The sequence below is a fragment of the Actinomadura spongiicola genome, assembly GCF_003432485.1.
GTDB lineage: Bacteria > Actinomycetota > Actinomycetes > Streptosporangiales > Streptosporangiaceae > Spirillospora > Spirillospora spongiicola.
Window position 1 is genome coordinate 492,141 of sequence record NZ_QVNQ01000005.1, and the last position, 23,752, is coordinate 515,892.

The window sequence follows — 23,752 nt, forward strand, 5'->3', positions numbered from 1 at the left end:
GTTGATGGATTTCGCGGCCGAACAGTCCATTGACACCTTTCTCAGGTCGGCCGCCGCCGTACGGTGGAGCGGTGCCGCTCGATCGCCGCCGCCATTCCGGCGACCGTGGGGCTCTCGTAGAGCTCCTGTGTCGTCACGCGGACCGCGACCCGGTCGTCCACCAGCGCGAGCAGCCGGGCCGCGCGCAGCGAGTCGCCGCCGAGTTCGAAGAACGAGTCGTCTCTGCCCACCTTCGGTCGGTCGAGCGCGTCGGACCAGATGCGGACGAGCCTGCGTTCGAGATCGGTCACGGGCGCGGCGAGCGTCCGTCTCCCCCCGTGCGGCGCGGCGTCGAGGAGGAGCCGGGCGGCGTCGACGGCGCCTCCGGCGTCCCTCGGGATGCGCGGCAACTCGACCAGCCTGACCGGTAGCGGGCAGCCGCGGACATGCGGGTCGAGGGCCGTGCGCACCGTCTCCGGGCGGACGCCGTCGGCGGTGTAGGCGACGACGACCTCGCCGGCGCTCAACCCGTCCGGCGCCGATTCCTCGACGATCTCCGGATGGGAGAGATCGAGACCGAGCAGAAGATGATGATGGGGTGAGGACAGCGCGCCCAGGAACAGGCGCAGTCCCTCGTCCGGGTCGATGTCACGGAACCCGCGGCGCCGCGCGGGTTCGGCCGGGCGCCCGCGGTTCATTCCCGCGCCCGTCCACATGCTCCAGGCCAGGCAGCGGACCTCGCGGCGGCGTTCGAAGTGCCAATGGTCGGCGAATCCGGTGACGAAGGCGTTCGCCGTGGAATAGGCGCCGAACGAGTGGCCGCCGAATTCGCCGTTCACCGAACCGAAGAGGACGAGCGAGGCGCCGGGCCGGGATTCGAGCACCCGCGCCACGGCGAGCGTCCCGGCGACCTTGGCGCGGTACTGCTCGGCGAACGTGGCCGCCTCCTCGCGGGCGAGGGTGTGCCGTTCCAGGTCCGCCCACTGCCCGGTCGGGTCGGCGGCGGCCAGATGCAGCACCCCGTCGATGGGACCGCCCCAGTCCGCTTCGGCCGAGGCGACCGCGGCTTCGAGCGCGCCGGGGTCGGCGACGTCGGCCCGGTGGTAGCGGACCTCGCCGAGGCCCGCGAGTTCGGCGAGCCGCCGGCCGCGCTCCCCCTCGGCGGGCGACCGTCCCACCAGGAGGAGCCGGGCACCGTACGCGGCCACCAGGTGAGCGGCCAGGCCGTGGGCGATTCCGCCGAGCCCGCCGGTGATCAGGTACCGGCCGCCGACGACGACGGGGGCCGTGGTGCCGCCGCTCTCGGCGACGGGTACCAGCACGGGACGCCAGCGACGCCGTCCACGCGCGGCGACGACTCCCGTGCGGTCCCGGTCGGCGAGCTCCGCCCGCAGCCCGTCCGCCCACCCGCCGCGGTCGGCGGGAAGGTCGACGTGCCGGACCCTCGGCCCCACGGACTCGCGGGCGGCCGTCCTGACCAGGCCCGGCAGGGCGCAGACGCCCAGGTCGATCCGGTCGCCGTCGCGGACGTGCAGGGCCCCGGCGGTGAGCACGAGCACGAGCGGCCACCCGTCCTCGCCGCCGCCGCGCGCATCGCCGGTGTGTTCGCCGAGCGCGCCGATCAGGGCGGTCAGTTCGGCGGTCGCCGCCGTCAGCCGGGCCAGATGGTCCCCGCCACACGACAGCGGCAGCGCGGACACGATCGTGGAGATGCGGCCGTGCCGCGCCGCCACCGACCCCAGAAGCCGGCGCAGGTCCGTGCGGTCGGCGGCGCTGACGCGGTACCGGTCCGGTTCCTCCTCCGCGAACTCCCCGCCCCGGCGCGCCGCGACGAAAGGTCCGTCGACGCCCAGCCACCGCAGATCCTCGTCCTCGGCCAGTACCAGCCGCACCCCGCCGTCGTCGGCCGTCGCCGTGGACGCCGGCAGTTCCGCCCACTGCCGCCGGGCGACGCCCGGACCGGCCGGGTCATCGGCCGCCGTGATCGTCCGGTCCGCGAACGCGCCGGAGCGCAGCCGGTCGACGAGCGCGGACCGCTGGATCTTCCCGCTGGCGGTCTTGGGGAACTCGGCTTCGCCGAGCGGCACCAGCAGGTCCGGAGCCAGCCCCGCCTCCCGGCCGAGGACGCTCCGCACGTCCTCGGCGATCCGCGGCAGCGCTCCCTCGCTCCCCTCATCCGGCACGAAGAAGATCACGACCTGGTCCGATTCGGCGCCGGGCTCGCGCACCCCGGCGGCCGCGACGAACGTGGCCCGTACCCCGTCGACCCGGCCGGCGACGCTTTCCAGCTCGTGCGCCAGGTAGTTGATCCCCCGCACGATGATCTGGTCCTTGACCCGTCCCGCGATGACGACCTCGCCGTCGTCGACGAACGCGAGGTCGCCGGTGCGGAACCAGCCGTTCTCGTCGTAGGACCCGCTGTTGGCCTCGTCGTTGCGGAAGTATCCGCGCATCATCGTGGGGCCGTCGATGCGCAGTTCGCCGATGCGCCTTTCGGGCAGCACGGTGCCGTCCTCTCCCACGACGCACAGGCGGACGCCGGGGATCGGCCGTCCCACCGTGGACAGCACGACCGCACCGGCGTCGCCGGGGCGCAGCCGCCGGACGGGGCCGCCGAGCGACGCGGGGTCGAGCGTGACGGTGCCCGCGGAGTGATCGTCCCGGCTCTGCCGGGTGTAGGTGACCCCCGAGCACGTCTCCGACATGCCCCAGCACGGCACGATCGCGTCCGGCCGCAGCCCGTGCTGCGCCAGCAGTTGGAGGAACCGGTGGCTGGTCGAGGCGATGACCGGCTCGCCGGCGTTGACGAGCTCCCGCACGCACGACAGGTCCCAGGACCGTCCGGCCATGTCCGCGGCGCGCTCGTTCACCATCGAGAAGGCGAAGTTCGGGGCCCAGGTGTTGGTCACCCGGTGGCGGTCCATCCAGTCGAGCCAGAGGAGCGGATCACCGAGGAAGTGGTCGGTCCTGGCGTTGATGTGCCGCGCCCCGAGGAAGACGTCCCGCACGTTGTACATCGCGACCGTGACATGGTCGAGCGGCATCCAGATGAGGCTGACATCGTCACCGGTCAGTGCGCAGTGTTCGGCGACGGCGTGCGTCCGGGCCGCGACGCTCGCGTTGGTGTGCCGGACGCACTTGGGCACGCCGGTGCTGCCGGAGGTGAGCAGGTCGAGGACGGGGTCGTGCGGCGTCGCCGGAAACCAGGCGTGGTCCGGCGGGCACCGGAGCAGTTCCTCGACGGTGAGGACGCGCACGTCCGGCTCGTCCCACAGCCGCCGGACGCCGACAAGCCCGGCCGCGGTCGCCGCGTCGGTGAGGACCACCGGACGTCCGAGCAGCCGCCAGGCGTTGCGCAGCTTGCGGTTGGGCTCGTTGGCGGACCGGTACGTCGGCGCGACTGCGACGGGCGCGGGGATGAATCCGCCGAGCACACACGCCCAGAAGGCCGTGAGGTAGGCCCGGTTGTCGCCGAAGACGAACAGGGCCGAGTCACCGGGGCGCAGCCCCGCGGCGCGCAGCCCGGCGAGCGCGCGTTCGGCTTCGGCGAGCAGCTCCGGGTAGGTCTGCGTCTCGTCCTCACGGTCCCGCCTGATGAAGACCGTGCCCTTGTCGGGGGCCGTCTCGGCGGCCCTTCGCAATGCCGCCTGGAGTGTCGCGGGCGCGCCGTCCGGGACGGTGAGCGGGCCGCCGTCGAGCTCGGCCGGCGGCCTGGGCGCGCCGTCCACGCGTGCGGGGGCGGGTGGGACCGGCTTCGGCGCCGCGACGCGCCGGACCCGCCTCCGGACGACCGCGGCCGCGTCGACGACACCGGGGACCCGGCCGACGGCGGTCGCGATGCCGTGGAGCATGTCGTCGCCCACCGGTTCCCGGTCCCGGACGTCCTGGTCGATCGCACCGCGGGCCGTCATCGCGCTCTCCCGTCCATGGCCTCGCTCAATGTCCGCTCGCCGATGAAGGCGACCACGTCGGCGACCGACTCCAGGAAGTAGAAGTGGCCGCCCTCGTACCGCCGCATGCCGAACCCGGCGGTGGTGAACGCCCGCCACGCCCCGAGGGTCTCGACGGGCGCCCGCGGGTCCGACGTGCCGGCGAGCACCGTGATCGGGCAGTCCAGCGGCGGGCCGGGCTCCATCCGGTGCCGTTCCCACAGGGCGAAGTCCGCCCGCAGGACCGCGAGGAGCGACCCCATCACGTCCTCGTCGGCGGCGATCTCGGGGGCGATGCCGCCGAGCCGGATCATCTCGGCGCGGAACTCCTCGTCCGGAAGGTCGTGAAGCCGCCGGATCCCCGGCCGGCCGGGTGCCGGCTGCGCCGACAGGAACAGCCGCTCCGGCCCTCGCCGCCCGCGCGATCGCAGCGCCTGGGCCAGCTCGTAGGCCAGCGCGGCGCCGCAGGAATGGCCGAAGAAGGCGAACGGGCCGTCCAGGACGGGCCGAAGAGCGTGGACGAGCACGTTGACGAGCGGGGCGACCTCGGCGAACGGCTCCTCGGCGATCCGGTTCTGGCGGCCGGGCAACTGCACGGCGGCCAGTTCGACGCCGGGCGGAAGCCATCTGACCCAGTCCGCGTAGGCGGCGGCGCCGGCGCCGGCGTGGGGGAAGCAGATCAGCCGTCTCGCATGCCCCGGCCGGGGCGCCCGCCACACGTACGGGCTCTCCGGGACCAGTTCCGCGGTCTCGATGTCCATCGCCGTCACTCCTCGCTCGCCGCGGCGGTCCTGGTGATCGGGCGCGGCCGGGGGCCGCCCGCCGTGGCGACGTCGTCCCAGCGCGCGGCCAGCCCCGCGGGCGTCGGGTACTCGAAGACCGAGCGGATCGACACCCGCGCGCCCAGCTCGCTGCGAATCCGGCCGATCAATCTGGTCGCCCGCAGGGAGTTGCCTCCGCAGGCGAAGAAGTCGTCGTCGACGTCGAGCGACTCCCTTTCGAGGGCCTCGGCGAACAGCCGGACCAGCACGCCCTCGCGCTCGTCCCGCGGTTCCCGTCGGCCGGCTCCGGGGGCGTCCCGGCGGTGACCGGGGGCGGCGGACACCGGCAGGCGGTCCAGCGACAGCAGGGCGGCGGGAACGAGATGCGCGGGCAGGCGCGCGGCGACGTGGTCCCGCAGCTCCTCGACGTCGGGTTCGTGGCCGCCGGCCGGCATCACGTATCCGGTGAGGCCGCCCTCTCCGGTCACGACGAGCGCCTCGGCCACATGGCGGTGGGACCGCAGGACGGTCTCGGCCGCCTTCTCGGCCGTTCCCGTCCCGGCGCCGTCGAGCCGTTCGAGCCGTCCGTCCGTGCCGTGCCGTGCGCGCACTCCGGTGCGGAACATGCGGTCGCCCGGCGGGCCGTAGGGATCGGCGACGAACCGCACGGCGCTGGGGCCGGGACGCGCGAGGACGCCGCGGGCGAACTCCCCGATCGTGTACAGCTCCCCCACGGCGCCCGGCCCGGCCGGGGCGAGGGTGGGGCCGAGCAGGCGCGCCCGCGGCCGCACCGCTTCGACGGCCGCGGGCGCGTCCGACCGCACGTGGACGTCACGCCCGGCGCAGAGGACCAGCAGCGCCTCCCGCGGGTCCGCGCCGGGGCCGAGGACCACCCGCCCGTCCGCCTTCGGCGCGGGCGGCGGCATCCCGGCCGCCATCCCGCCATGCGTGATCGCGACGCAGTAGGGCTCGCCCGCCTCGTCCGGCAGATAGCACAGGTAGGCCAGGTCGCCGGGACGGACCGGACGGGCGACACGCGCGACCGCCCGGTCGCCGCCCGTGCCGCCGCTGCCGGCGATCACCGCGTCCGGGCGTGCGTCCGCCAGGACCCGGTCCGTCCACGCGGGCGGATCGCCCGGTCCGATCGGCAGCAGGCAGGCGCCGACCTTGAGCGCGGCGAGCAGCGCCACCACGCCGTCCGCCACGCCGGCGCAGCGGACGGCCACCACGGAGCCGGGTCCCAGGCCGCGTCCGGCGAGCTCCCGCGCGAGTCGCCCGGCCCTGGTGCACAGCTCCCGCGCGGTGACGGGGCCGTCTTCGGCGGTGAGCACCACCCCGCCGGGGGCCGCGGCCGCGCGGCGCTCGACCAGCTCCGCGAGCGCGGTGCCGTCCGTCCCGGCGGCGGACGCCTCACCGGGCCCGCTCGCCTCGACGTCCACGGCGCCGACCCGCCGGTCCGGGTCGTCGGCGTACGCCCGCAACACGCGACCGAACGCTTCGGCGACGCGGGCGGCCACCGCCCGGTCGAACGCGCTGTTCCGGTACTGGATCCGCAGCCGGAGCCGCCCCTCGTTCTCGGCGAACACCACCATCGGGTAGTGCGACCCGCCGATGGAGCGGAATCCGGTGACGGAGAGGCCCGCCGCGGCGGCGATCTCGGCGCCGCCACCCGGGTGCGGCTGGAACGCCACGAGGGTGTCGAAGAACACATCGAACCCGGTCGCCTCGTGCACGGCCGAAAGACCGCAGTGGTGGTGGTCGAGGAGGGCGGTCTGGGCTGTCCGGAGTTCCGCCGCGACCCCGGCGAGCGTGTCCCACGGTCCGCAGCGGACCCTGACGGGCACGGTGTTGAGGAACAGCCCGACCGTCGACTCGACCCCGTTCACGGCGGGCGGCCTGCCGGACACCGCGGCGCCGAAGACCACGTCGGTGCTCGCGGTGAAGCGGCCGAGCACGACTGCCCACGCGGCCTGGACGACGGTGTTCAGGGTGCAGCCCGCCGCGGCGGCCTCGCGGGCGACGGCGTCCGCCTCATCGCCGGTCAGCGGGACGGCGACCTCCCCGAAGCCCGCGGGCCCGTTCGCCTCGGCGGCCCAGGGCGCCAACAGCGTGGGCTCGCGCAGGCCGGCGAGCGCCCGCCCGTATGCCTGGGCCGCGCCCTTCCGGTCCTGCCCGCCGAGCCAGGAGAGGAAGTCCTTGAACGAGCCCGGTGCTGGAGCAGCGGCATCCCCGCCGTACAGCCGCAGCAGGTCGCGCACGAGGAGGGACTCCGACCACCCGTCGAACAGCACGTGATGCGCGCAGAGGACCAGCGCGGCCCCGCCGTCTCCGACGTGAGCGAGGGTCAGCCGCAGCAACGGCGGCTCCGCCAGGTCGAACGGCTCGAGCCGGTCCTCGGCCAGGAAGCGGTCGAACACCTCACCGCCGGCCAGGCGAACCTCTCTCCATGGCACGTCGGCGTTCGCGACGACGAGTTGGACCCAGTCCCCGGCGTCGGTGAGCACGAACGCGGTGCGCAGGGCGGCATGCCGGTCCAGCAGGGACCGCGCCGCCGCCCGCATCCGCGCGACGTCGACCGGACCGTCCAGGTCGATCACCAGTTGCACCCGGTAGACGTCGTCGTCTCCGGCGAGCATCGTGTGGTGGAGCATCCCGGACTGCAACGGGGTCAGCGGCCACACGTCCGTCAGGCCAGGCCAGCGCTTGCGCCAGGCGTCGAGCTCGTCCTGCTCCACCGCCACCAGCGGCACGCTCGACGGCGTCAACCCGCCCGCGCCAGGCTCGCACGCGTGCCCGGCCAGGCGCTCCACGGCGACGTTCCACAGATCCGCCAGCTCCTGCAACTCCGTCGGGGACAGGACGCCGCGGGGCGCGGTGAACGTCGCGACGAGCCGTGGCCCTTCCGCGCCTTCGGTCACGAGCGCGGTGACGGTGAGCTCCGACAGGGCGGGCATCGCGGGGTTGCGGCCGGCGTCGAGCGCAGCCAGCGTCTCCGCCTCGACGATGTCGCCGGTGGGCGCCCAGCCCTGCCCGTGCGCATCGGAGGTGGTGAAGCGGCCCAGATAGTTGAACCCGATCTGACCTTGTGAGTACTTCCGCAGTTCCCGGGCGGTCGTCTGGTTCAGGTAGCGCAGCAGCCCATAGCCGATGCCCTTGCCGGGGACGGCGCGCACCTGCTCCTTCACCGTCCTGATCGCGACGCCCGCGGCCGGTCCCCCGGTGAACGCCCCGTCCACATCGACGTCGGCCAGGTCCAGGCGGATCGGGAAGACGCTCGACAACCAGCCCGAGGTGCGCGACAGGTCCGCCCCGGGTGCGATCTCCTCCTCTCGGCCGTGGCCCTCCAGCCTCAGCAGCACCGAGCGCTCGTCCTCCCCGCGCCCGCGGCGCCATCGCAGGACCGTCAGGCCGAGCGCGGCCAGCAGGAGGTCGGCGGCGCCGCCGTGGAACGCCACGGGAAGCGCGGTCAGCAGCGCCCGCGTCACGTCGGACGGCGGCACGACCCGGACCGTTTCGACGGTGTCCATGACGTCCACGGCCGGTTCCAGCCGGCGCGATCCGAGCAGCGGGTCCGGGCCGTCCACGACCGAGCGCCAGTACGGAAGCTCGGCCATGCGCTCCTCGCCGGCGGCCGCGTCCTCCAAGGCGTAGGCCCAGCCCCGGGCCGACGTGACCACGGGAGGAAGAGACGGCGCCCTTCCCGCCCGCGCCTCCCGCCAGGCCGCCGCGAGGTCCGGCGTCAGGATCCGCCAGGACACTCCATCGACCGCCAGATGGTGCACCACCACGAGCAGCCGACCCGGGCCGGCTCCGGGTCCGGGGTCGAACCACACGAACCGCGCCGTCAGGCCCCTTTCGGGGTCCATGCCCTCTGCCGCCGCGCGCAGCTCGGCCTCCAGCATTCGGTGCCAGGACTCCTCGTCCCACCGCCCCGCGCATTGGATCCTTCGGAGCAGACCGTCGGCCCGGACCCGGCCAGGCGGTTCCACGACGACTCCGGTCGGCTCAAGGCGGGCGCGGAGCAGGTCGTGCCGGTCAAGGACGGCGTCGAGCGTCGTCACCAGCCCGTCCCGGTCGATCCCGGCGGGCAGTTCCAGCACGATCGCCTGCGCCAGCCGCTCGAACCCGGCGCCGGCCTCCTTGATCCACCGCGCCGCCGGTGGCAGCGGCATCCACCCGGTGCCGCCGCCGGCCGGCTCCTTCAGGACCTCGCCGGCCCCGCCCTGGCCGATGGCTTCCGCCTCCCGCGCCAGAGCAGCGGGCGTTCCCTGCTGGAAGACCTCCCGTGCGCCGAAGACGAGACCCCGCGACCGGGCCCGGGCCGCCACCTGGATCGCCTGGATGCTGTCGCCGCCCAGGGCGAGGAAGTCGTCGTCGGCACCCACCCGGTCGAGCCCCAGCACTTCGGCGAAGAGCTCCGCGAGCACCCGCTCGCGTGCGGCGCGGGGCGCGCGGTAACCGGTCGTGGGGCCGAAGTCCGGCTCCGGCAGCGCCGCCCGGTCCAGCTTCCCGTTCGGGGTCAGGGGCAGCCGGTCCAGCGTCATGACCGCCGTCGGCACCATGTACTCCGGCAGCCGGCGTGTCAGGAACCCCCGCAACGGCCCGGCGTCGCAGGTGTCGGTCTCGGGGTCCGCCGGGACGACGTAGCCCACCAGGTGCGTGCCCGAGCCTCCCACGGAACGGACGGCCACCGCCGCGTGCGCCACCGCGGGGTGCGCCAGCAGGGCCGCCTCGATCTCGCCCGGTTCGATGCGGAATCCCCGCAGCTTCACCTGGTCGTCGGCCCGCCCCTGGTACACGAGGACGCCGGCAGGCGTACGGAACCCCACGTCGCCCGTGCGGTACATCCGTTCCCCGGGAGGCCCGGACGGGCACGCGACGAACCTCCCGGCGGTGAGCGCCGGCCGGTTCAGGTAGCCCCGCGCGAGCTGGACGCCCGCGATGTAGAGCTCGCCGGACGTTCCCGCCGGGACCGGACGCAACTTCGCGTCGAGCACCTCGACGCGCATCCCGTCGAAGGGGCGCCCGATGGGGATCTCCCCACTCGTCTCGATGTCCGTGGGCGCCGTGCCGGTTTCCGGGTCGGTCGGCGATGCCGGCTCCAGGATGTGGGCCGTGGCGAACACCGTGCTCTCCGTCGGGCCGTAGGCGTTCACGAACGCCGTTCCGGGGCAGGCCTCCCGGGCGCGCCGGACGAACGGCGGCGAGACCCGCTCCCCGCCGAGGACGACGTCCCGGATTCCCGCGAGGCAGCGCACGTCCTCCTCGACGAGCAGGTTGAACACCGAGCTGATCAGCATGACCGCGGTGACCGAGTGTTCGGCCACCATCGCGGCCAGCGACCCCGGCGTCAGCTCGGCCGCCGTACTGACGACGAGCCGGCGTCCGTTGATCAGCGGCACCCACAGCGGGTAGACGGAAGCGTCGAAGGCCAGTGGCAGGTGCAGCAGCACGCTCGCCTGAGTCTCCCGGCGCCATAGCGGGTCGGTGGCGAACGCGGCCAGATCCCGGTGGGTGACGGCCACGCCCTTGGGTCTCCCGCTTGAGCCGGACGTGTAGATGACGTAGACCAGCCGGTCCGGATGCGCCGCCGGGACGGGCGCCGACCGGTCATCGGCGGCAGCCTCGGCCGTGAGGTCCTCCAGCGTCACGTGCGGGCACGTGTGGGGAAGGTCGGCAGCGGCCCGCGGTGTGGTCAGCAGCAGCACCGGCGCCGCGTCGCGCAGCATGAACGCGATCCGTTCCGCGGGGTAGTGCGGGTCGATCGGCAGGTACGCGGCGCCGGCCTTCAGCACCGCCAGCAGCGCCACCACCATGTCCGCGGACGGGGGAAGCACCACGGCGATGATCGACTCCGGTCCTGCCCCGCGGCGGGCCAGCGCCCGTGCGAGGCCCTCGGCCCGCTCGTCGAGTTCCCGGTAGGTGACCGACTCCGCGCCGAACGTCACGGCGACCGCGTCCGGCGTCGCCGACGCCCAGCGTTCGACGAGCGCCGGCACGCTCGTGCGGTGGCCGGGCACGGCCTCCGGGCCGCTCACCTCCCGCGTGGGACCCGGATGCAACGGTCGTCGCACGTCCATCACCTCACCGTGAAATGCAACGGAGAAGAAAGAAAAGCAGCACGGGCTCGACCGGACCTCGCCCCGGTCGAACCGGAAAACCATCATCGGGCGGCGGTAAAAGCGTTATCCGTGCGGGGAACACCCGGTCTCTCTTGAATTCCCACTGTCCAGTGCCCGCGCTTTGAGGTCAAGCACGGATCACCTGGCACGCGCCCGCCGAGACATCCGGCCGCTGTCCCGTCGCCAGGACATCGCGGCTATTCCACCGACTCGGGCCATGGCATACCGTCGGCGGCGGAACATGCGTCCAGAGCCGTCGCGGCGGCAGAACGGTTTTTCTCCACCGCCGGTCCGAGGCGCCGCGAACATGAGGAGAGACGCTCATGGCAGAGACAAGCAATCGCCCCTGGCGGGTCGAAGTGGACGCGTCCGCCTGTATCGGTTCCGGCATGTGCGCGGGCATCGCCCCCGACCACTTCAGGCTCGACGGACGGATCTCGCGGCCGATGCGAAGCCATGTCGACGACGACCTCGTGCTCGAAGCGAGCGAGAACTGCCCCGTCGAGGCGATCCTCGTCCATGACGAGCGCACCGGCACCGTCCTCGCACCCCGCGAGCACTGAGGCGGGTGCCGCCGGAACAGAGCCCCGAACCGGCCGCGTCAGAAAAGAGCAGCAACGAACTCCGCTCAATCGCACATTCATGTCTTGCATGTCGATTTTACATCTGCGAGCCTCGGAGCGCCGACTCCGGCTCGGCAGGGAGAAGGAGGGCACGATGCGGATCGCCCTGATCAACATGCCTTTCGCGGACTGGTACCGGCCATCGGTCGCGTTAAGCCAGCTCGCCGCGCACACACGGCGCGAGTTCGGCGATTCGGTGCAGGTGGACATCTGCTACGTCAACATCGACTTTGCGCTTTTCTTCGGAGCCGGCGAGTACAATCGGCTTGCCAATGAATACAACAATCTGACCACCGGGATCGGCGAGTGGCTCTTCCGGCAGCTGGCCTTCCCGGACGCCGCCGACAACGCCTCGGCCTATTTCCAGCGATACTTCGCCGAGGACAGGTCCGCCGATTTCCGGGCCCACCTGCTACGGATCCGGAGCCGGCTCGCGGAGTTCTGTGACGGCGTCATCACCGACTACCGGCTGACCGATGCCGATGTCGTCGGGTTCACCTCGATGTTCTCCCAGAGCATCCCGAGCATCGCGCTGGCCCAGTTGATCAAACAGCGCGGCCCGGACACCCTTACGATCATGGGCGGGGCGAACTGCGAGGCCCCCATGGGAGCGGTGCTGGCCGAGAACGTCACCGCCCTGGACTTCATCTTCTCCGGGCCCGCTCTGCACACCTTCCCCGAGTTCGTGCGGTGCGTCCTGGACGGCAAGCCGGAGCTGGCCGAGAACATTCCGGGGATCATGAGCCGGCGGAACGTTGCCACCGACCGGTTCCGCGGCGCCATCGGCCGGGACCGGGACATCGACGACTACGTGCAGCCCGAATACCAGAGCTTCGTGGACAAGTTCAAGCACTCCGAGGACGCGCTGCGTGAGAGCGGCGGCACGGACCGGCCGACCCTCTACTTCGAGACGTCGCGAGGCTGCTGGTGGGGCCAGCGGTCGCACTGCACGTTCTGCGGCCTCAACGGCATGGGCATGGGGTTCCGCGCCATGGCCCCCGACAAGGCGCTGGAGCAGCTCAACTGGCTCTTCGAGTTCGCCCCCTGGTGCACGTCGTTCCACGGGACGGACAACATCATGCCGCGCAACTACCTGCGCGACGTGCTGCCGCGGCTGGCCCCGCCGCCGAACGTGACCCTGTTCTACGAGGTGAAGGTGCCGATCGCGGACCGCGACTTCCAAACGATGGCCCAGGCCGGGGTGCGCGAGGTCCAGCCCGGCATCGAGGCGCTGGCGACGTCGACGCTCAAACTCATGGGCAAGGGCACCACGTCTTTCCTCAATCTGCAATTTCTGCAGAAGTGCTTGAAGTACGACATCGTGCCGGTGTGGAATCTCCTCATCGGCTTTCCGGGCGAGGAAGAGGACGTCTACCGTAAATACGCTCGGGAGCTTTCCCACCTGGTCCATCTACCACCGCCCGACGGCACGTTCCTGGTGCGTTTCGACCGGTACAGCCCGTACTTCACGAAGAGCGAGGAATACGGCCTCGACCTGCGTCCGCTGGACTTCTACCGGCTCGCCTATCCCGTCGTGCCGGACGATCAACTCCAGGACCTCGCCTACTTCTTCGTCGACGAGAACCTCGCGCCGTACCAGGTCCAGTCGATCGAATGGATCACCGAGCTGCGGCGGCTGACCGACGCCTGGCGCGCCGCCTGGAGGAACGGACCGCCGCCCCGGCTGGTGCTCACCGAGAACGAAGGGAGGTCGGGCGTCCTGGACACCAGATCAGGCACGCGCCGCTGGTCACCGATCGACTCCGAGACGGAAGCGATGCTGCGCCGACTGACCTCCCCGGCCCGTCCCGACAAGCTCGCGTCGCAACTGGACCTGCCGATCGACCAGGTGCACGCGCAACTGGCCGAACTCCGACACCGCAAGTTCCTCTTCGAGGAGAACGGCACCGTCATCAGCCTGGTCACGATAGAGACGGAGAACGACGAAGACCCGGAGGACACCTCCACGGAACAGCCGCGCATTCACCTACCGCTCCTTTCCCCTGCCGGCGCGTCACCCACGACAGGAACTCCACCCTCGGACTGCGCCAGCTAGCCCACCCACCGAACAGCCCGGACAAGAGTGGGCTCGTATCTAACGATCGGACGCGGACCATATGCCGAGCGGAATGCGCTGGGCCACGACGAACGGGGCGAGCCGATTCAGGCGAACGGTCAGGGCTCAGCTCGTTAGCCGTTCGAATTGGTCGAGATGCCGTGCGGACGGCCGGCGGCCACCTCTGCGGCCGGCCCTCTGAGGTCCGCGACGGATGCAGATCGCTCTCAGCAGCCCGGTCTTCGCCGGCCCTTCGAGCGGGGCGGACGCGGCATGACCGTCGAGGCGGCGCAGGGCCGAGCCCACGTGCCCGCCTCGCCCCCAAAAACATGATCTTGGGGGCGGCTGCGAGGATTGTCTGTTGCCTGGCAGCAGCGAGGTCGGCGGCGAATGAGAGGTGGCAGTGACATGACCGGGTTGAGCTATCGCACGACCGACCCCGCGACGGGCGAGGTGCTGGAGACCTTCGCCACCGCGACGGACGCCGAGATCGAGGCGGCGCTCACCGGCGCCCACGCCGCGTATGCGACATGGCGGGACGTGCCGATGGCGGAACGCGCCGCGATCGTCAGGAGGGCCGGTGAGCTGTTCGGCGAACGCAAGGACGAGCTCGCGGCGATCGCCCGGAGCGAGATGGGCAAACTTCCGGCCCAGGGTGTGGAGGAGGCCGAGTTCTGTCAGGCGATCTTCGAGTACTTCGCCACCGAGGGTCCGTCGCTCGCGGCGGACCAGCCGATCAAGACGTTCGAGGGCGGCACGGCGGTCGTCCAGCGGCGGCCGATCGGCGTGCTGCTGGGGATCATGCCGTGGAACTTCCCCTACTACCAGATCGCGCGCTTCGCGGCCCCGAACCTGATGCTGGGCAACACCGTCCTCCTGAAGCACGCGGAGTCGGTACCGCGTTCGGCGCTCGCGGTCGAGCGGCTGCTCAGGGACGCCGGTGTGCCCGAGGGCGCGTACACCAACGTCTTCGCGACGCACGAGCAGATCGAGACGATCATCGCCGACCCACGCGTCCAGGGCGTTTCGTTGACGGGCTCCGAGCGGGCCGGCTCGGTCGTCGCCGCGCTCGCGGGCAAGAACCTGAAGAAATGCGTGCTCGAGCTGGGCGGCTCTGACCCGATGGTGGTGCTCGACACGGACGACCTCGACGCCGTCGTCGGGGACGCCTGGGACTTCCGCGTCTTCAACGCCGGACAGACGTGCAACGCCAACAAGCGGATGATCGTCCACGCTGATCTGTACGACGACTTCGTCGCCAGGATCACCGAGCGGGCGGCCGCGATGGAGCCGGGCTCGTACGCGCCGTTGTCGTCGCGCCGCGCCGCGGAGGACCTCGACGCGCAGGTCCGGGACGCGGTCTCCAAGGGGGCGACGCTGCACGCGGGCGGCGTGCTCGGCGAGGCGCCCACCGCGTTCTACTCACCGGCGGTCCTGACCGGCGTCACCCGTGACATGCGGGCGTACCACGAGGAGCTCTTCGGCCCGGTCGCGGTCGTCTACAAGGCGGAGTCCGACGACGAGGCACTCTCGTTGGCCAACGACACCCAGTACGGCCTGGGCGGCTCGGTGTTCGCCAGGGATGAGGCCCGTGCCACCGCGATGGCGCAGCGGCTCGAGGTCGGCATGGCCAACGTCAACTCGATCGCCGGCGAGGGTGCCGAGATCCCGTTCGGTGGCGTCAAGCGCTCAGGCTTCGGCCGCGAACTCGGTCCGCTCGGCATGGACGAGTTCGTCAACAAGCGGCTTTTCTATGTCGCGGACTGAGTCGTGGGCCGCGTGTGACGCGGCGTCGCTCGACTCGACGACGGTCACGGTGGATCCGGCCGTCAGGAACGCGTGGGCGATACCGGCGCCCATGCGGCCGCCGCCGTACACGCCGACGCGATCCGAACATTCATGAGCGACCCTTCTTCTTGCGTTCGAGGAACGCGGTCATGCGGCGGTGTTTCTCCTCGGTCTCGAACAGGACGGCCTGCGCGACGTCGTCGATGAGCGGGTGGGCGGCGCGGGGCGCGTGGAAGAGCTTCTTGGTCAGTCGGATCGCCAGCGGGGCCTGGGCGAGGACGCGGTCCGCCCAGCGGTGTCCGGCCGCCTCCAGTTCGTCGGCGGGCACGACCTCGTTGAGGAGGTGCAGCGCGAAGGCCTCGTCGGCGTCGAGGACGCGGCCCGCGAGCAGGATCTCCTTGGCGACGGGTTCGCCGACCAGTTCCGCCAGCCGCCAGCAGGCGCCCGCCGCGGCCAGGATGCCGAGGCCCGGTTCGGGGTTGCCGATGCGCGCCGCGGGAGTGCCGATCCGGAAGTCGCAGGCGTAGGCGAGTTCGGCGCCGCCGCCGAGCGCGTGGCCGTCGATCAGGGCGATCGTGGGCATGGGGAGACGGTGGATCCGGTCGAAGATCCCGGAGTTGACGCCGCGCAGGGCTTCGTCCCGGCGGCGCTCCCGCAGCTGGGCGATGTCGGCTCCGGCGGCGAAGGTGCCGCTCGCCCCGATGATCAGCGCGACGCGCGGGTCGGCTTCGAGGAGGGCGCACGCCGCGTGGAGCTCGTCCACCATCCGCTGGTCGATGGCGTTGCGGACGTGGGGACGGTCGAGGCGGAGCACGACCCGGTCGTCCGACTGCTCGACCCGGACCGCGGTCACGGGCACTCCAGGAGGAGCGCGGTGCCCTGGCCGACGCCGACGCACATGGTGGCGAGGCCGCGCCGGGCGCCCGCGCGTTCGAGGCGGCCGAGGAGCGTCACGACCAGGCGGGTGCCGGAGCAGCCGAGCGGGTGGCCGAGGGCGATGGCGCCGCCGTCGGCATTGACGATGTCGAGGTCGAGCCCGAGGTCGCGCACGCAGGCGATGGACTGGGAGGCGAACGCCTCGTTGAGCTCGACGGCTTCGACGTCGTCCAGGGTCCAGCCCGCGCGGTCGAGGACCTTGCGGGTGGCGGGCACCGGGCCGATTCCCATGATCTCGGGTGGGACGCCCGCGTTCGCCGCCGCGACGACGCGGGCGCGCGGGCGAAGCCCTCGTCGTTCGGCGTATCTCTCGCTCACCACGACGACCGCCGCGGCGCCGTCGTTGAGGGAGCTGGCGTTGCCCGCGGTCACGAGGCCGCCGGGGCCGTTGACGGGGCGCAGCCGGGCCAGCACTTCCAGTGTCGTGCCGGGACGGGGACCCTCGTCGGTGTCGACCAGGTCGTTCCGGACGTGCACCGGGACGATCTCGTCCGCGAACCGGCCGTCCTTGATCGCGTCGAGGGCGCGTTCGTGCGAGCGCACCGCGAACGCGTCCAGCTCCTCGCGGGTCAGCCCCCACCGCTCGGCGACCCGCTCGGCGGTCTGCGGCATGGACAGCGTGCTGTCCGCGCCGTGCCGGGGGTTGGTGAAGCGCCAGCCGATCGAGGTGTCGAACGCGGGACCCGGCTTCGCGAACGCCTTGGCGGGCTTCTCCTGGACCCAGGGCGCGCGGGTCATCGACTCCACGCCGCCCGCGACGACCACGTCCGCGTCCCCGGCGGCGATCATCTGCCGGGCGGTGGCGACGGCGGTCAGGCCGGAGGCGCACAACCGGTTGACGGTGAAGCCCGGAACGGCGTCCGGGAAACCGGCGAGCAGCGCGGCCATCCGGGCGACGTTGCGGTTGTCCTCCCCGGCCTGGTTGGCGGCTCCGAGGACGACCTCGTCGATCTCGGCGGGGTCGACGCGGGCGCGGCGGACGGCCTCGCCGACGACGAGGGCCGCGAGGTCGTCGGGCCGCGCGTGGGCGAGCGCGCCGCCGTACCGGCCGATGGGCGTGCGGGCGCCATCGACGATGAGGGCTTCCATCATGGGTCTCCCGGGGGTCAGGCGTCGTAGTCGACGGTCACGGCGTCGCTGACGGCGAAGGACTGGCAGGTGAGGACGAAACCGGCGTCGACCTCGTCCGGTTCGAGGGCGTAGTTGCGGCGCATGTCGACCTCGCCGGCACGGACCCTCGCGCGGCAGGTGCCGCACACGCCGCCCTTGCACGCGAACGGCAGGTCGTTGCGCCCGGCGGTGGCGCCGTCGAGGAGGGTGCGGTCGCGGGGCAGGGCGGCGGTCGTGGCACGGCCGTCGAGCACGATGGTGACGTCGCTCGTCTCGCCGCTCACGATCTCGTCGGGGCGCCGGACCTCGGGAGGCGGCTCGTCCACGTAGAACAGCTCGACGTGGATCCGGGACGCGTCCACCCCGGCCTCGGCGAGCACCTCCCGGGCATCCGCGATCATGCCGAGCGGGCCGCACAACCAGACGTGGTCCAGGGCGGCGACGGGCACGAACGCGGCGAGGAGGCGGCGCAGCCGGTCGGCCTCCAGGCGGCCGGAGAACAACTCCACGCCGCGCGGCTCGCGCGACAGGACGTGCACGAGCTGGAACCGGGGGCCGTAGCGGTCCTTGAGGTCGGCGAGTTCCTCGGCGAACATGACGCTTCCGCTGGTCCGGTTGCCGTAGAGGAGCGTCACCTCCGCGTCGGGGTCGGCGAGCACGGTCGACGCGATCGACAGCATCGGCGTGATCCCCGAACCCGCGGCCACGCACAGGTGGCGACCGCCGGTGCCCGGGTCGGCGCGGAACCCGCCGCTCGGGCGCTGCGCCTCGACGCCGTCGCCGGGCCGCACCTCCCGGACGAGCCACGAGGAGAACAGCCCGCCCGGAATCTCGCGGACACCGATCCGCGGCCGCGCCCCGGCGGGCGCGCAGATCGAGTACGAGCGGCGGTGCTCCGCGCCGTCGATCGTCCGGCGCAGGGTGAGCGACTGGCCGGCGGCGAAGTCGAACGCGCCGCGCAGGTCGGACGGGACGTCGAAGGTGATGGCCGCGGAGTCGTCGGTGAGACGTTCGACGTCCGCGACCGTCAACCGGTGGAAGGCCGCGCGGGAGGGGGCCACGGCATGGTCGACCGTCATGTCAGATCTCCTTCACGTGCTCGAACGGCTCCAGGCACGCCGCGCACCGGTACAGGGCCTTGCAGGCGGTGGGCCCGAACTCCGAGGTCAGCTCGGTGTCGGACGAGCCGCAGCGGGGACAGGTGAGCGCGCGGCGACGCGGTAGCAGCGTCAGCGGAACCGGTCCGCTCCGTGCGGGGGCCGGGCCGGGGGGCGACAGGCCGTGCTCGGCCAGCGCGACCCGGCCCCGCTCGGTGATCCAGTCGCTCGACCAGGCCGGGTGCAGGCTGACGCGCACCTCGGCGTCCTCGAAGCCGGCGTCGGCGAGGCGGTGGAGGAGGTCGTCGCGCATGGCGGCCATCGCGGGGCAGCCCGAGTAGGTCGGGGTGATCGTGACGATCACGCGCCCGTCCACGACCGTGACGTCCCGCAGGACGCCGAGGTCGTGGAGGGTCAGCATCGGCATCTCCGGGTCGGTGACCGAGGCCGCGACCCGCCAGGCGTCACGCGTCGCCGCGCTCACCACGCCCCCGGTCGCGCGGCGAGCTCGCGCTCGGCGACGTCCTGGCCCGTCATGGTTCCTCCACCGCAGTTCCGGGCGATCGATTTACTGACCGATCGGTCTGTAAGTAGGGTGACATGCGGACCCGTCCCGGCGCAACATGTGGGCACGTCAGGGGCCCATGCCCATACCGACCATTTGGTCTGTAGTACTGATCACGCCGTATCGGAGCGTCGACCACGGCGAGGCCCGCGAGAGGCGGTCGTCGCGAGCGCCGAGGAAGAAGCCACCCGTACGTGGCGGGCGTACGCGATCGTCAAGCGGCAGGTCGCGGGCGACCTCGGCCCCGAACCCGGTACCGACCTTCGCACGTGCCCGCGGACCGCCTACCGGAACGTGTTCCGGTAGGCGGACTGGGGTGCTGTCCGTCGTCCCGGGCCGGGTGTTCTCCTCACCTCACGAGCGTGCGGTGGTTCCGTCCACCGCGCCGGGTCGAGAGGGATCGAGAGGAGACGCCGATGGTGGCGGACACTCCCGCGCGGACGCCGGGCACGAGGTCCCGGCGTTCCCGCCGAGGACGGCTTCCGGGACGCCAGGACTGGTCGACCTGGCCGCACTACCAGGCGGCCGACGCGGGGTTCCGCGGCTACTGGTACCCGGTCGCGTTCTCGTCGAGGATCACCGGCAGGCCCACGGCGGTGACGCTGCTCGGCGAGCGCGTCATGCTCATGCGCGACGGCGGCGCGGTGCACGCGCTCAAGGACCGCTGTCCCCATCGCGGGGTGCCGCTCAGCTACGGCGCCCAACAATTCCCGGGAACGGTGTCGTGCGTCTACCACGGGTGGACGTTCGACCTGCGCAGCGGCGACCTGGTCGCGGCGATCACCGACGGCCCGGCCTCACCGATCTGCGGCAAGGTCACCCAGCCGACGTTCGAGACCGCCGAGCGCCTCGGCATGGTCTGGATCTTCGTCGGGGACGGCGAGGACGCGCCTCCCATCGACGAGCAGTTGCCCGAGGAACTGGTGAGCAACCCCGCCGTGGTCGGTGTGCGGATCCAGCGGCGCGTGGGCAACTGGCGGTTCGCGGTGGAGAACGGCTACGACGAGGGCCACGCGAAGTACCTGCACCGCACCTCGCTCTGGCGGCTGTTCAAGGCGATGCCGGTGTACAACGACACGCGCATCGTCAGACGCGGCCGCTGGATCTACCGCGTCCAGGACGAGCAGTACTGGGAGGCCGACTTCCCCGGTCTCGGCAGGTGGAGCGGGCAGGCCTGGTACAAGCTGAAGCCGCCGAAGAAGAACGCGGGACACAGGAACATCGGCAACACCGGCGGCTCCCAGAAGGTCAACGCGACGATCGAAGCCCAGGACTTCCCCGGGTTCGCGTCGGTGTCGATGCCCGGGGTCCTGCGGATCACCTACCCGCACTTCATCCACTACGAGTTCTACGTGCCCGTCGACGCGGACCATCACCTGTACGTCGGCGTGATGGCCGAGTTCCGGCGGGGGCTCCGGACGCTGCCGTTCTACGCCAAGTACCTCGGCGCGGTCCGGTGGCTGTTCCACGGCCAGTTCTCCGGCCAGGACAAGTGGATGGTCGAGGTGACCGACGCCCCGCCGGAGCGCCTCTACCGGCCCGACGAGTCGCTGCTGCAATGGCGCAGGCTCGCCGAGGACGTCACCAAGGCCCGGGCGGCGCGGCTGCGCGACGAGGGTCTCGACCTCGGGGACGTCGAGGCGTGATGGCCCGCATCGTGCTCGGCGTCGGCGCCTCGCATTCGACGCTCATGAACACCCACTGGGACCAGGTCCGGCACGTCGACCGGGCGGAGCGGTTCCGCGCCGCGCTCGCCGAGGCCCGGGACGCGGTCGCGGCCGCCCGTCCCGATGTCGCGATCATCGTGGGCTCCAACCACTTCCGCGGGTTCTGGCTCGATCTGATCCCGTCGTTCACCCTCGGCGTGGGCGAGGTGATCGCGTCCGGCGAGTCCGGCACGCCGGAGGGCCCGCAGCGCACCGACCCGGAGTTCGCGCGGGCCCTCGCCGAGGACCTGGTGGACCACGGGACGGAGGTCGCCGTCTCCGCCCGGCTGCAGATCGACCACGGCCAGTCGCACGCGGTGCAGTACGTGCTGCGCGACCTGGACGTCCCGATCATCCCGCTGGTCATCAACGCGTTCGCCGCGCCGCTGCCGCGAATGGGCCGGTGCGCCGAGCTCGGCGCGGGCATCGCCCGCGCCGTCGCGACGATGCCCCGGGCGGCCCGCGTCGTGGTCGTCGCCTCCGGCGGACTGTCCCACCGGCTGCCGTGGCCGTCCCGCTGGCAGGAGCCGGCGAGCGAGGACGAGGAGTTCCTGGTCGAGGCGTGGCTCAACGGGCGCGGCGACTGGCACCGGTACGACCGGCGGCGCCGGGAGATCATCACCGCGGCGCGGGCGGCGATCAGCCCCGATTTCGACGCGGAGTTCCTCGGCGCGCTCGAACGCGGGGAGCTGGCGGAGTACGCCGACTGGAGCACCGAGCGGATCGAGGAGGCGGCCGGCAACGGCGGCCAGGAGCTGCGCGCCTGGGTGACGATGGCCGCCGCGCTGGGGTTCGCGCCGGGCAGGACACTCGCGTACGCCGAGATGCCCGAGTGGCTGACCGGGATGGCCGTGGCCGTGATCCCGCCGGAGGCCGACCGTGACTGATCTGCTCGCCGCCGTGTTGCGGCGCGTCACCCCGGAGCGGCTGCGGGCGGCGGCGGTCGGCGTCACCTCGATTCCGAGCCCCACCGGCCGGGAGGGCCCGCTGGCCGGCTGGCTGGCGGAGGAGCTGCGCGCGTCCGGGATCGACGGGCGGGTGCAGTCCATCGACGCCGAGCAGGCCAACGCGGTCGGCCGGGTCCGCGGTGCCCGCACCGGCCCGGACCTGATGCTCTACGCCCCGATCGACACGCTGACCACGGGCGATCCGGCGGAGGACGTCCCGTGGATCGGCCCGCGGCTGCGTCCGGACATGCTGCCGGACGCGGAGACCGACGGCGACCTCGTGCGCGGTCTCGGCGCGGGCAACCCGAAGGGGCACGCGGCGTGCGTGCTGGTGACCGGGCAGGCGTACGCCGAGGCGGTCGCCGAGCTCGGGATCGCGCCCGCCGGGGACCTGGTGCTGGCGTTCGGCGCGGGCGGAATGCCGACCAACGCGATCGGCGCGGGCCGGGCGAACACCGGGCACGGGGTCGGCGCGTCCTTCCTCCTCGAACGCGGCTGGTACGCCGACCACGCGATCATCGCCAAGCCCGGTGACTTCGTCGCCCACGACGAGGTCGGGCTGTGCTGGTTCGAGATCGTCGTGCACGGCGTGCACACCTACGCGGGCAGCCGGCACCGGCTGCCGTACGCCAACCCGATCGTCTCGGCGGCGGAGGTGGCCGTCCGGCTGGAGCGGTGGCTCGCCGGGTTCCCGGCCCGGCACCGGACGGCGACGGCCGCGCCGCAGGGCGTGATCGGGTCCGTCGCAGGCGGCTGGGAGCGGATGCCCGCGGTCACCCCGGCGGCCTGCCGGCTGCGGTTGGACGTCCGGCTCGCGCCCGGGGAACGGCCGCTCGACGTCCGCCGGGAGCTTTCGGCGTTCCTGGACGAGGTCGCCGACGCGACGGGCGTCGACCTCGACTGCGAGCTGGTCGCCCACATCCCGGGATCGACCACCGACCCCGAATCGTGGGTGATCAAGGAGGCGATCCGGGCCTGGGAGGCCGCCTCGGGCCGTCCGCACCGGGCGATCCCGGACAACAGCGGAGCCACCGACGCCAACATCCTGCGCGGCCGTGGTGTGCCGACGGCCCGGGTCGGGATGCCGAAGGTCGTGCCCGCGGACGGCACGGCCGACTTCGCCCAAGGAATGAACACGGTCTCCGTGACGGCGATGCGCCGACTGTCCGAGGTGCTCGCCCGGGTCGCGGTGGCCAACGCGCTGGGTGCGGAGAAGGGGGAAGAGTGATGACACGAGCGCCCGAGGGGACGTACGTCGACGCCGGCGGCGTCCGGTACCACTACCTGGAGATGGGCTCGGGGCCCGACACCGTCCTGCTGCACGGGGGCGGCCCCGGCTGCACCGGGTGGAGCGACTTCCGGCAGGTCGCGCCGCTGTTCGCCGCCGACCGCCGGGTCGTGATCCCCGACATCCTGCAGTACGGCAGGTCGGAGAAGTGCCGGATCACCGGCCCGATGTGGGACTTCCACGCGGCGAAGACCGTCGCGCTGCTCGACGCGCTGGACGTCGACCGCGCCGACTTCGTGTGCAACTCGTGGGGCGGGACGATCGCGCTGAACCTCGCCGCCGGGGATCCCGAGCGGGTCAGGTCGCTGGTGATCACCGGCAGCATGCCGGTGTTCTACGGTCCGCTCGCGCCGCTCCCCGAAGGCGGTCGGCGCGGACGCAACGCCCGGGACGTCTACTACGGCGGCGAGGGCCCCACCCGGGAGAAGATGCGGGACCTGATCACCCGCCTGGAGTGGTACGACGGGTCGCGGCTGCCCGAGGAGACCCTCGACCTGCGGTACGAGCAGAGCCTCGACGCGGAGGAACGGGCGCTCGCGGCGATGTCGGACTCCCCGCGCGGCGACTGGCAGGACCTCACCGCCGAACTCGGCCGGATCCTGGCGCCGACGCTTTTCCTGTGGGGGCGGGAGGACGCCTTCCTCACCCCCGACTACCCGATGATGCTCGCCCGGATGGTGCCCCGAGGGAACCTGCACGTGATGGACCACGTGTCCCACCACCCGCAGGAGGAGCGACCCGAGCGCTACCACGCCGTCGTCGCGGCCTTCCTCGCGGACGTCGCCCGCCAGGAAGCCGAACAGGAGTGACCATGAGATCCGTCCTCTTCACGCTCGTCGCGGTCC

The 23,752-nt window shown here is 72.6% G+C and carries 15 protein-coding genes; 7 read left to right on the forward strand and 8 right to left on the reverse strand.

Annotated elements, in window-relative coordinates; genetic code table 11:
* Positions 1–41 precede the first annotated feature (41 nt).
* Genes D0T12_RS18705 through D0T12_RS18715 form a run of 3 tightly spaced genes read right to left on the reverse strand, consistent with a single transcriptional unit; the run spans position 42 to position 10,749 of the window.
* On the reverse strand, positions 42–3,890 hold the full coding sequence (locus D0T12_RS18705) for an SDR family NAD(P)-dependent oxidoreductase (protein ID WP_117400867.1): 3,849 nt from the start codon (positions 3,888–3,890) through the stop codon (positions 42–44).
* A complete protein-coding gene (locus tag D0T12_RS18710; RefSeq protein ID WP_117400868.1) occupies positions 3,887–4,669 on the reverse strand; it encodes a thioesterase II family protein in 783 nt (260 codons plus the stop codon). The genes D0T12_RS18705 and D0T12_RS18710 overlap by 4 nt, the downstream gene beginning before the upstream one ends.
* Before the next feature lie 5 nt (positions 4,670–4,674).
* Positions 4,675–10,749 (reverse strand): non-ribosomal peptide synthetase, encoded by a 6,075-nt coding sequence (locus D0T12_RS18715; RefSeq protein WP_158581537.1) that lies wholly within the window; start codon positions 10,747–10,749, stop codon positions 4,675–4,677.
* 365 nt (positions 10,750–11,114) lie between these two features.
* On the opposite strand from D0T12_RS18715, the gene D0T12_RS18720 reads away from it, so the two are divergent.
* The 3 genes from D0T12_RS18720 to D0T12_RS18730 all read left to right on the forward strand — a co-directional run bounded on the left by D0T12_RS18720 (position 11,115) and on the right by D0T12_RS18730 (position 15,237).
* On the forward strand, positions 11,115–11,354 hold the full coding sequence (locus D0T12_RS18720) for a ferredoxin (protein ID WP_117401110.1): 240 nt from the start codon (positions 11,115–11,117) through the stop codon (positions 11,352–11,354).
* 79 nt (positions 11,355–11,433) lie between these two features.
* Positions 11,434–13,470, forward strand: a complete 2,037-nt coding sequence (locus tag D0T12_RS18725) for a RiPP maturation radical SAM C-methyltransferase (protein ID WP_158581538.1) — start codon at positions 11,434–11,436, stop codon at positions 13,468–13,470.
* Between the two features lie 408 nt (positions 13,471–13,878).
* On the forward strand, positions 13,879–15,237 hold the full coding sequence (locus D0T12_RS18730; RefSeq protein ID WP_117400871.1) for an NAD-dependent succinate-semialdehyde dehydrogenase: 1,359 nt from the start codon (positions 13,879–13,881) through the stop codon (positions 15,235–15,237).
* Here the strand turns inward: D0T12_RS18730 and D0T12_RS37410 are convergent.
* The 5 genes from D0T12_RS37410 to paaD are packed head-to-tail and all read right to left on the reverse strand — an operon-like array spanning position 15,160 to position 18,885.
* A complete protein-coding gene (locus D0T12_RS37410) occupies positions 15,160–15,348 on the reverse strand; it encodes a 3-hydroxyacyl-CoA dehydrogenase NAD-binding domain-containing protein (RefSeq protein WP_199487531.1) in 189 nt (62 codons plus the stop codon). The two genes, D0T12_RS18730 and D0T12_RS37410, sit on opposite strands and share 78 nt — an antisense overlap.
* Positions 15,349–15,367: 19 nt before the next feature.
* Positions 15,368–16,111, reverse strand: a complete 744-nt coding sequence (locus D0T12_RS18740; protein WP_233526155.1) for an enoyl-CoA hydratase/isomerase family protein — start codon at positions 16,109–16,111, stop codon at positions 15,368–15,370.
* Entirely contained in the window at positions 16,108–17,286 is a 1,179-nt protein-coding gene (locus D0T12_RS18745; protein WP_117400873.1) for a thiolase family protein, read from the reverse strand. Before D0T12_RS18745 ends, D0T12_RS18740 begins: the two co-directional genes overlap by 4 nt.
* 14 nt (positions 17,287–17,300) lie before the next feature.
* Positions 17,301–18,383 carry a 1,2-phenylacetyl-CoA epoxidase subunit PaaE gene (paaE, locus tag D0T12_RS18750; RefSeq protein WP_117400874.1) on the reverse strand — a complete coding sequence of 361 codons (1,083 nt, stop codon included), beginning with the start codon at positions 18,381–18,383 and terminating at the stop codon, positions 17,301–17,303.
* A gap of 1 nt (position 18,384) precedes the next feature.
* On the reverse strand, positions 18,385–18,885 hold the full coding sequence (gene paaD / locus D0T12_RS18755) for a 1,2-phenylacetyl-CoA epoxidase subunit PaaD (protein ID WP_117401112.1): 501 nt from the start codon (positions 18,883–18,885) through the stop codon (positions 18,385–18,387).
* Between the two features lie 497 nt (positions 18,886–19,382).
* Between paaD and D0T12_RS18760 the strand changes: the two genes are divergently transcribed.
* The 4 genes from D0T12_RS18760 to D0T12_RS18775 are packed head-to-tail and all read left to right on the forward strand — an operon-like array spanning position 19,383 to position 23,716.
* Positions 19,383–20,612, forward strand: coding sequence for a Rieske 2Fe-2S domain-containing protein (locus D0T12_RS18760; protein WP_117400875.1), 1,230 nt, complete (start codon positions 19,383–19,385; stop codon positions 20,610–20,612).
* The gene (locus tag D0T12_RS18765; RefSeq protein ID WP_117400876.1) at positions 20,612–21,559 is read left to right on the forward strand and encodes a DODA-type extradiol aromatic ring-opening family dioxygenase; all 948 of its coding nucleotides are present in this window, start codon (positions 20,612–20,614) and stop codon (positions 21,557–21,559) included. Before D0T12_RS18760 ends, D0T12_RS18765 begins: the two co-directional genes overlap by 1 nt.
* Positions 21,552–22,847: a M20 family metallopeptidase gene (locus D0T12_RS18770; RefSeq protein WP_117400877.1), complete on the forward strand. Its 1,296-nt coding sequence runs from the start codon at positions 21,552–21,554 to the stop codon at positions 22,845–22,847. Before D0T12_RS18765 ends, D0T12_RS18770 begins: the two co-directional genes overlap by 8 nt.
* Positions 22,847–23,716: an alpha/beta fold hydrolase gene (locus tag D0T12_RS18775; protein WP_117400878.1), complete on the forward strand. Its 870-nt coding sequence runs from the start codon at positions 22,847–22,849 to the stop codon at positions 23,714–23,716. Before D0T12_RS18770 ends, D0T12_RS18775 begins: the two co-directional genes overlap by 1 nt.
* Positions 23,717–23,752: the final 36 nt, after the last annotated feature.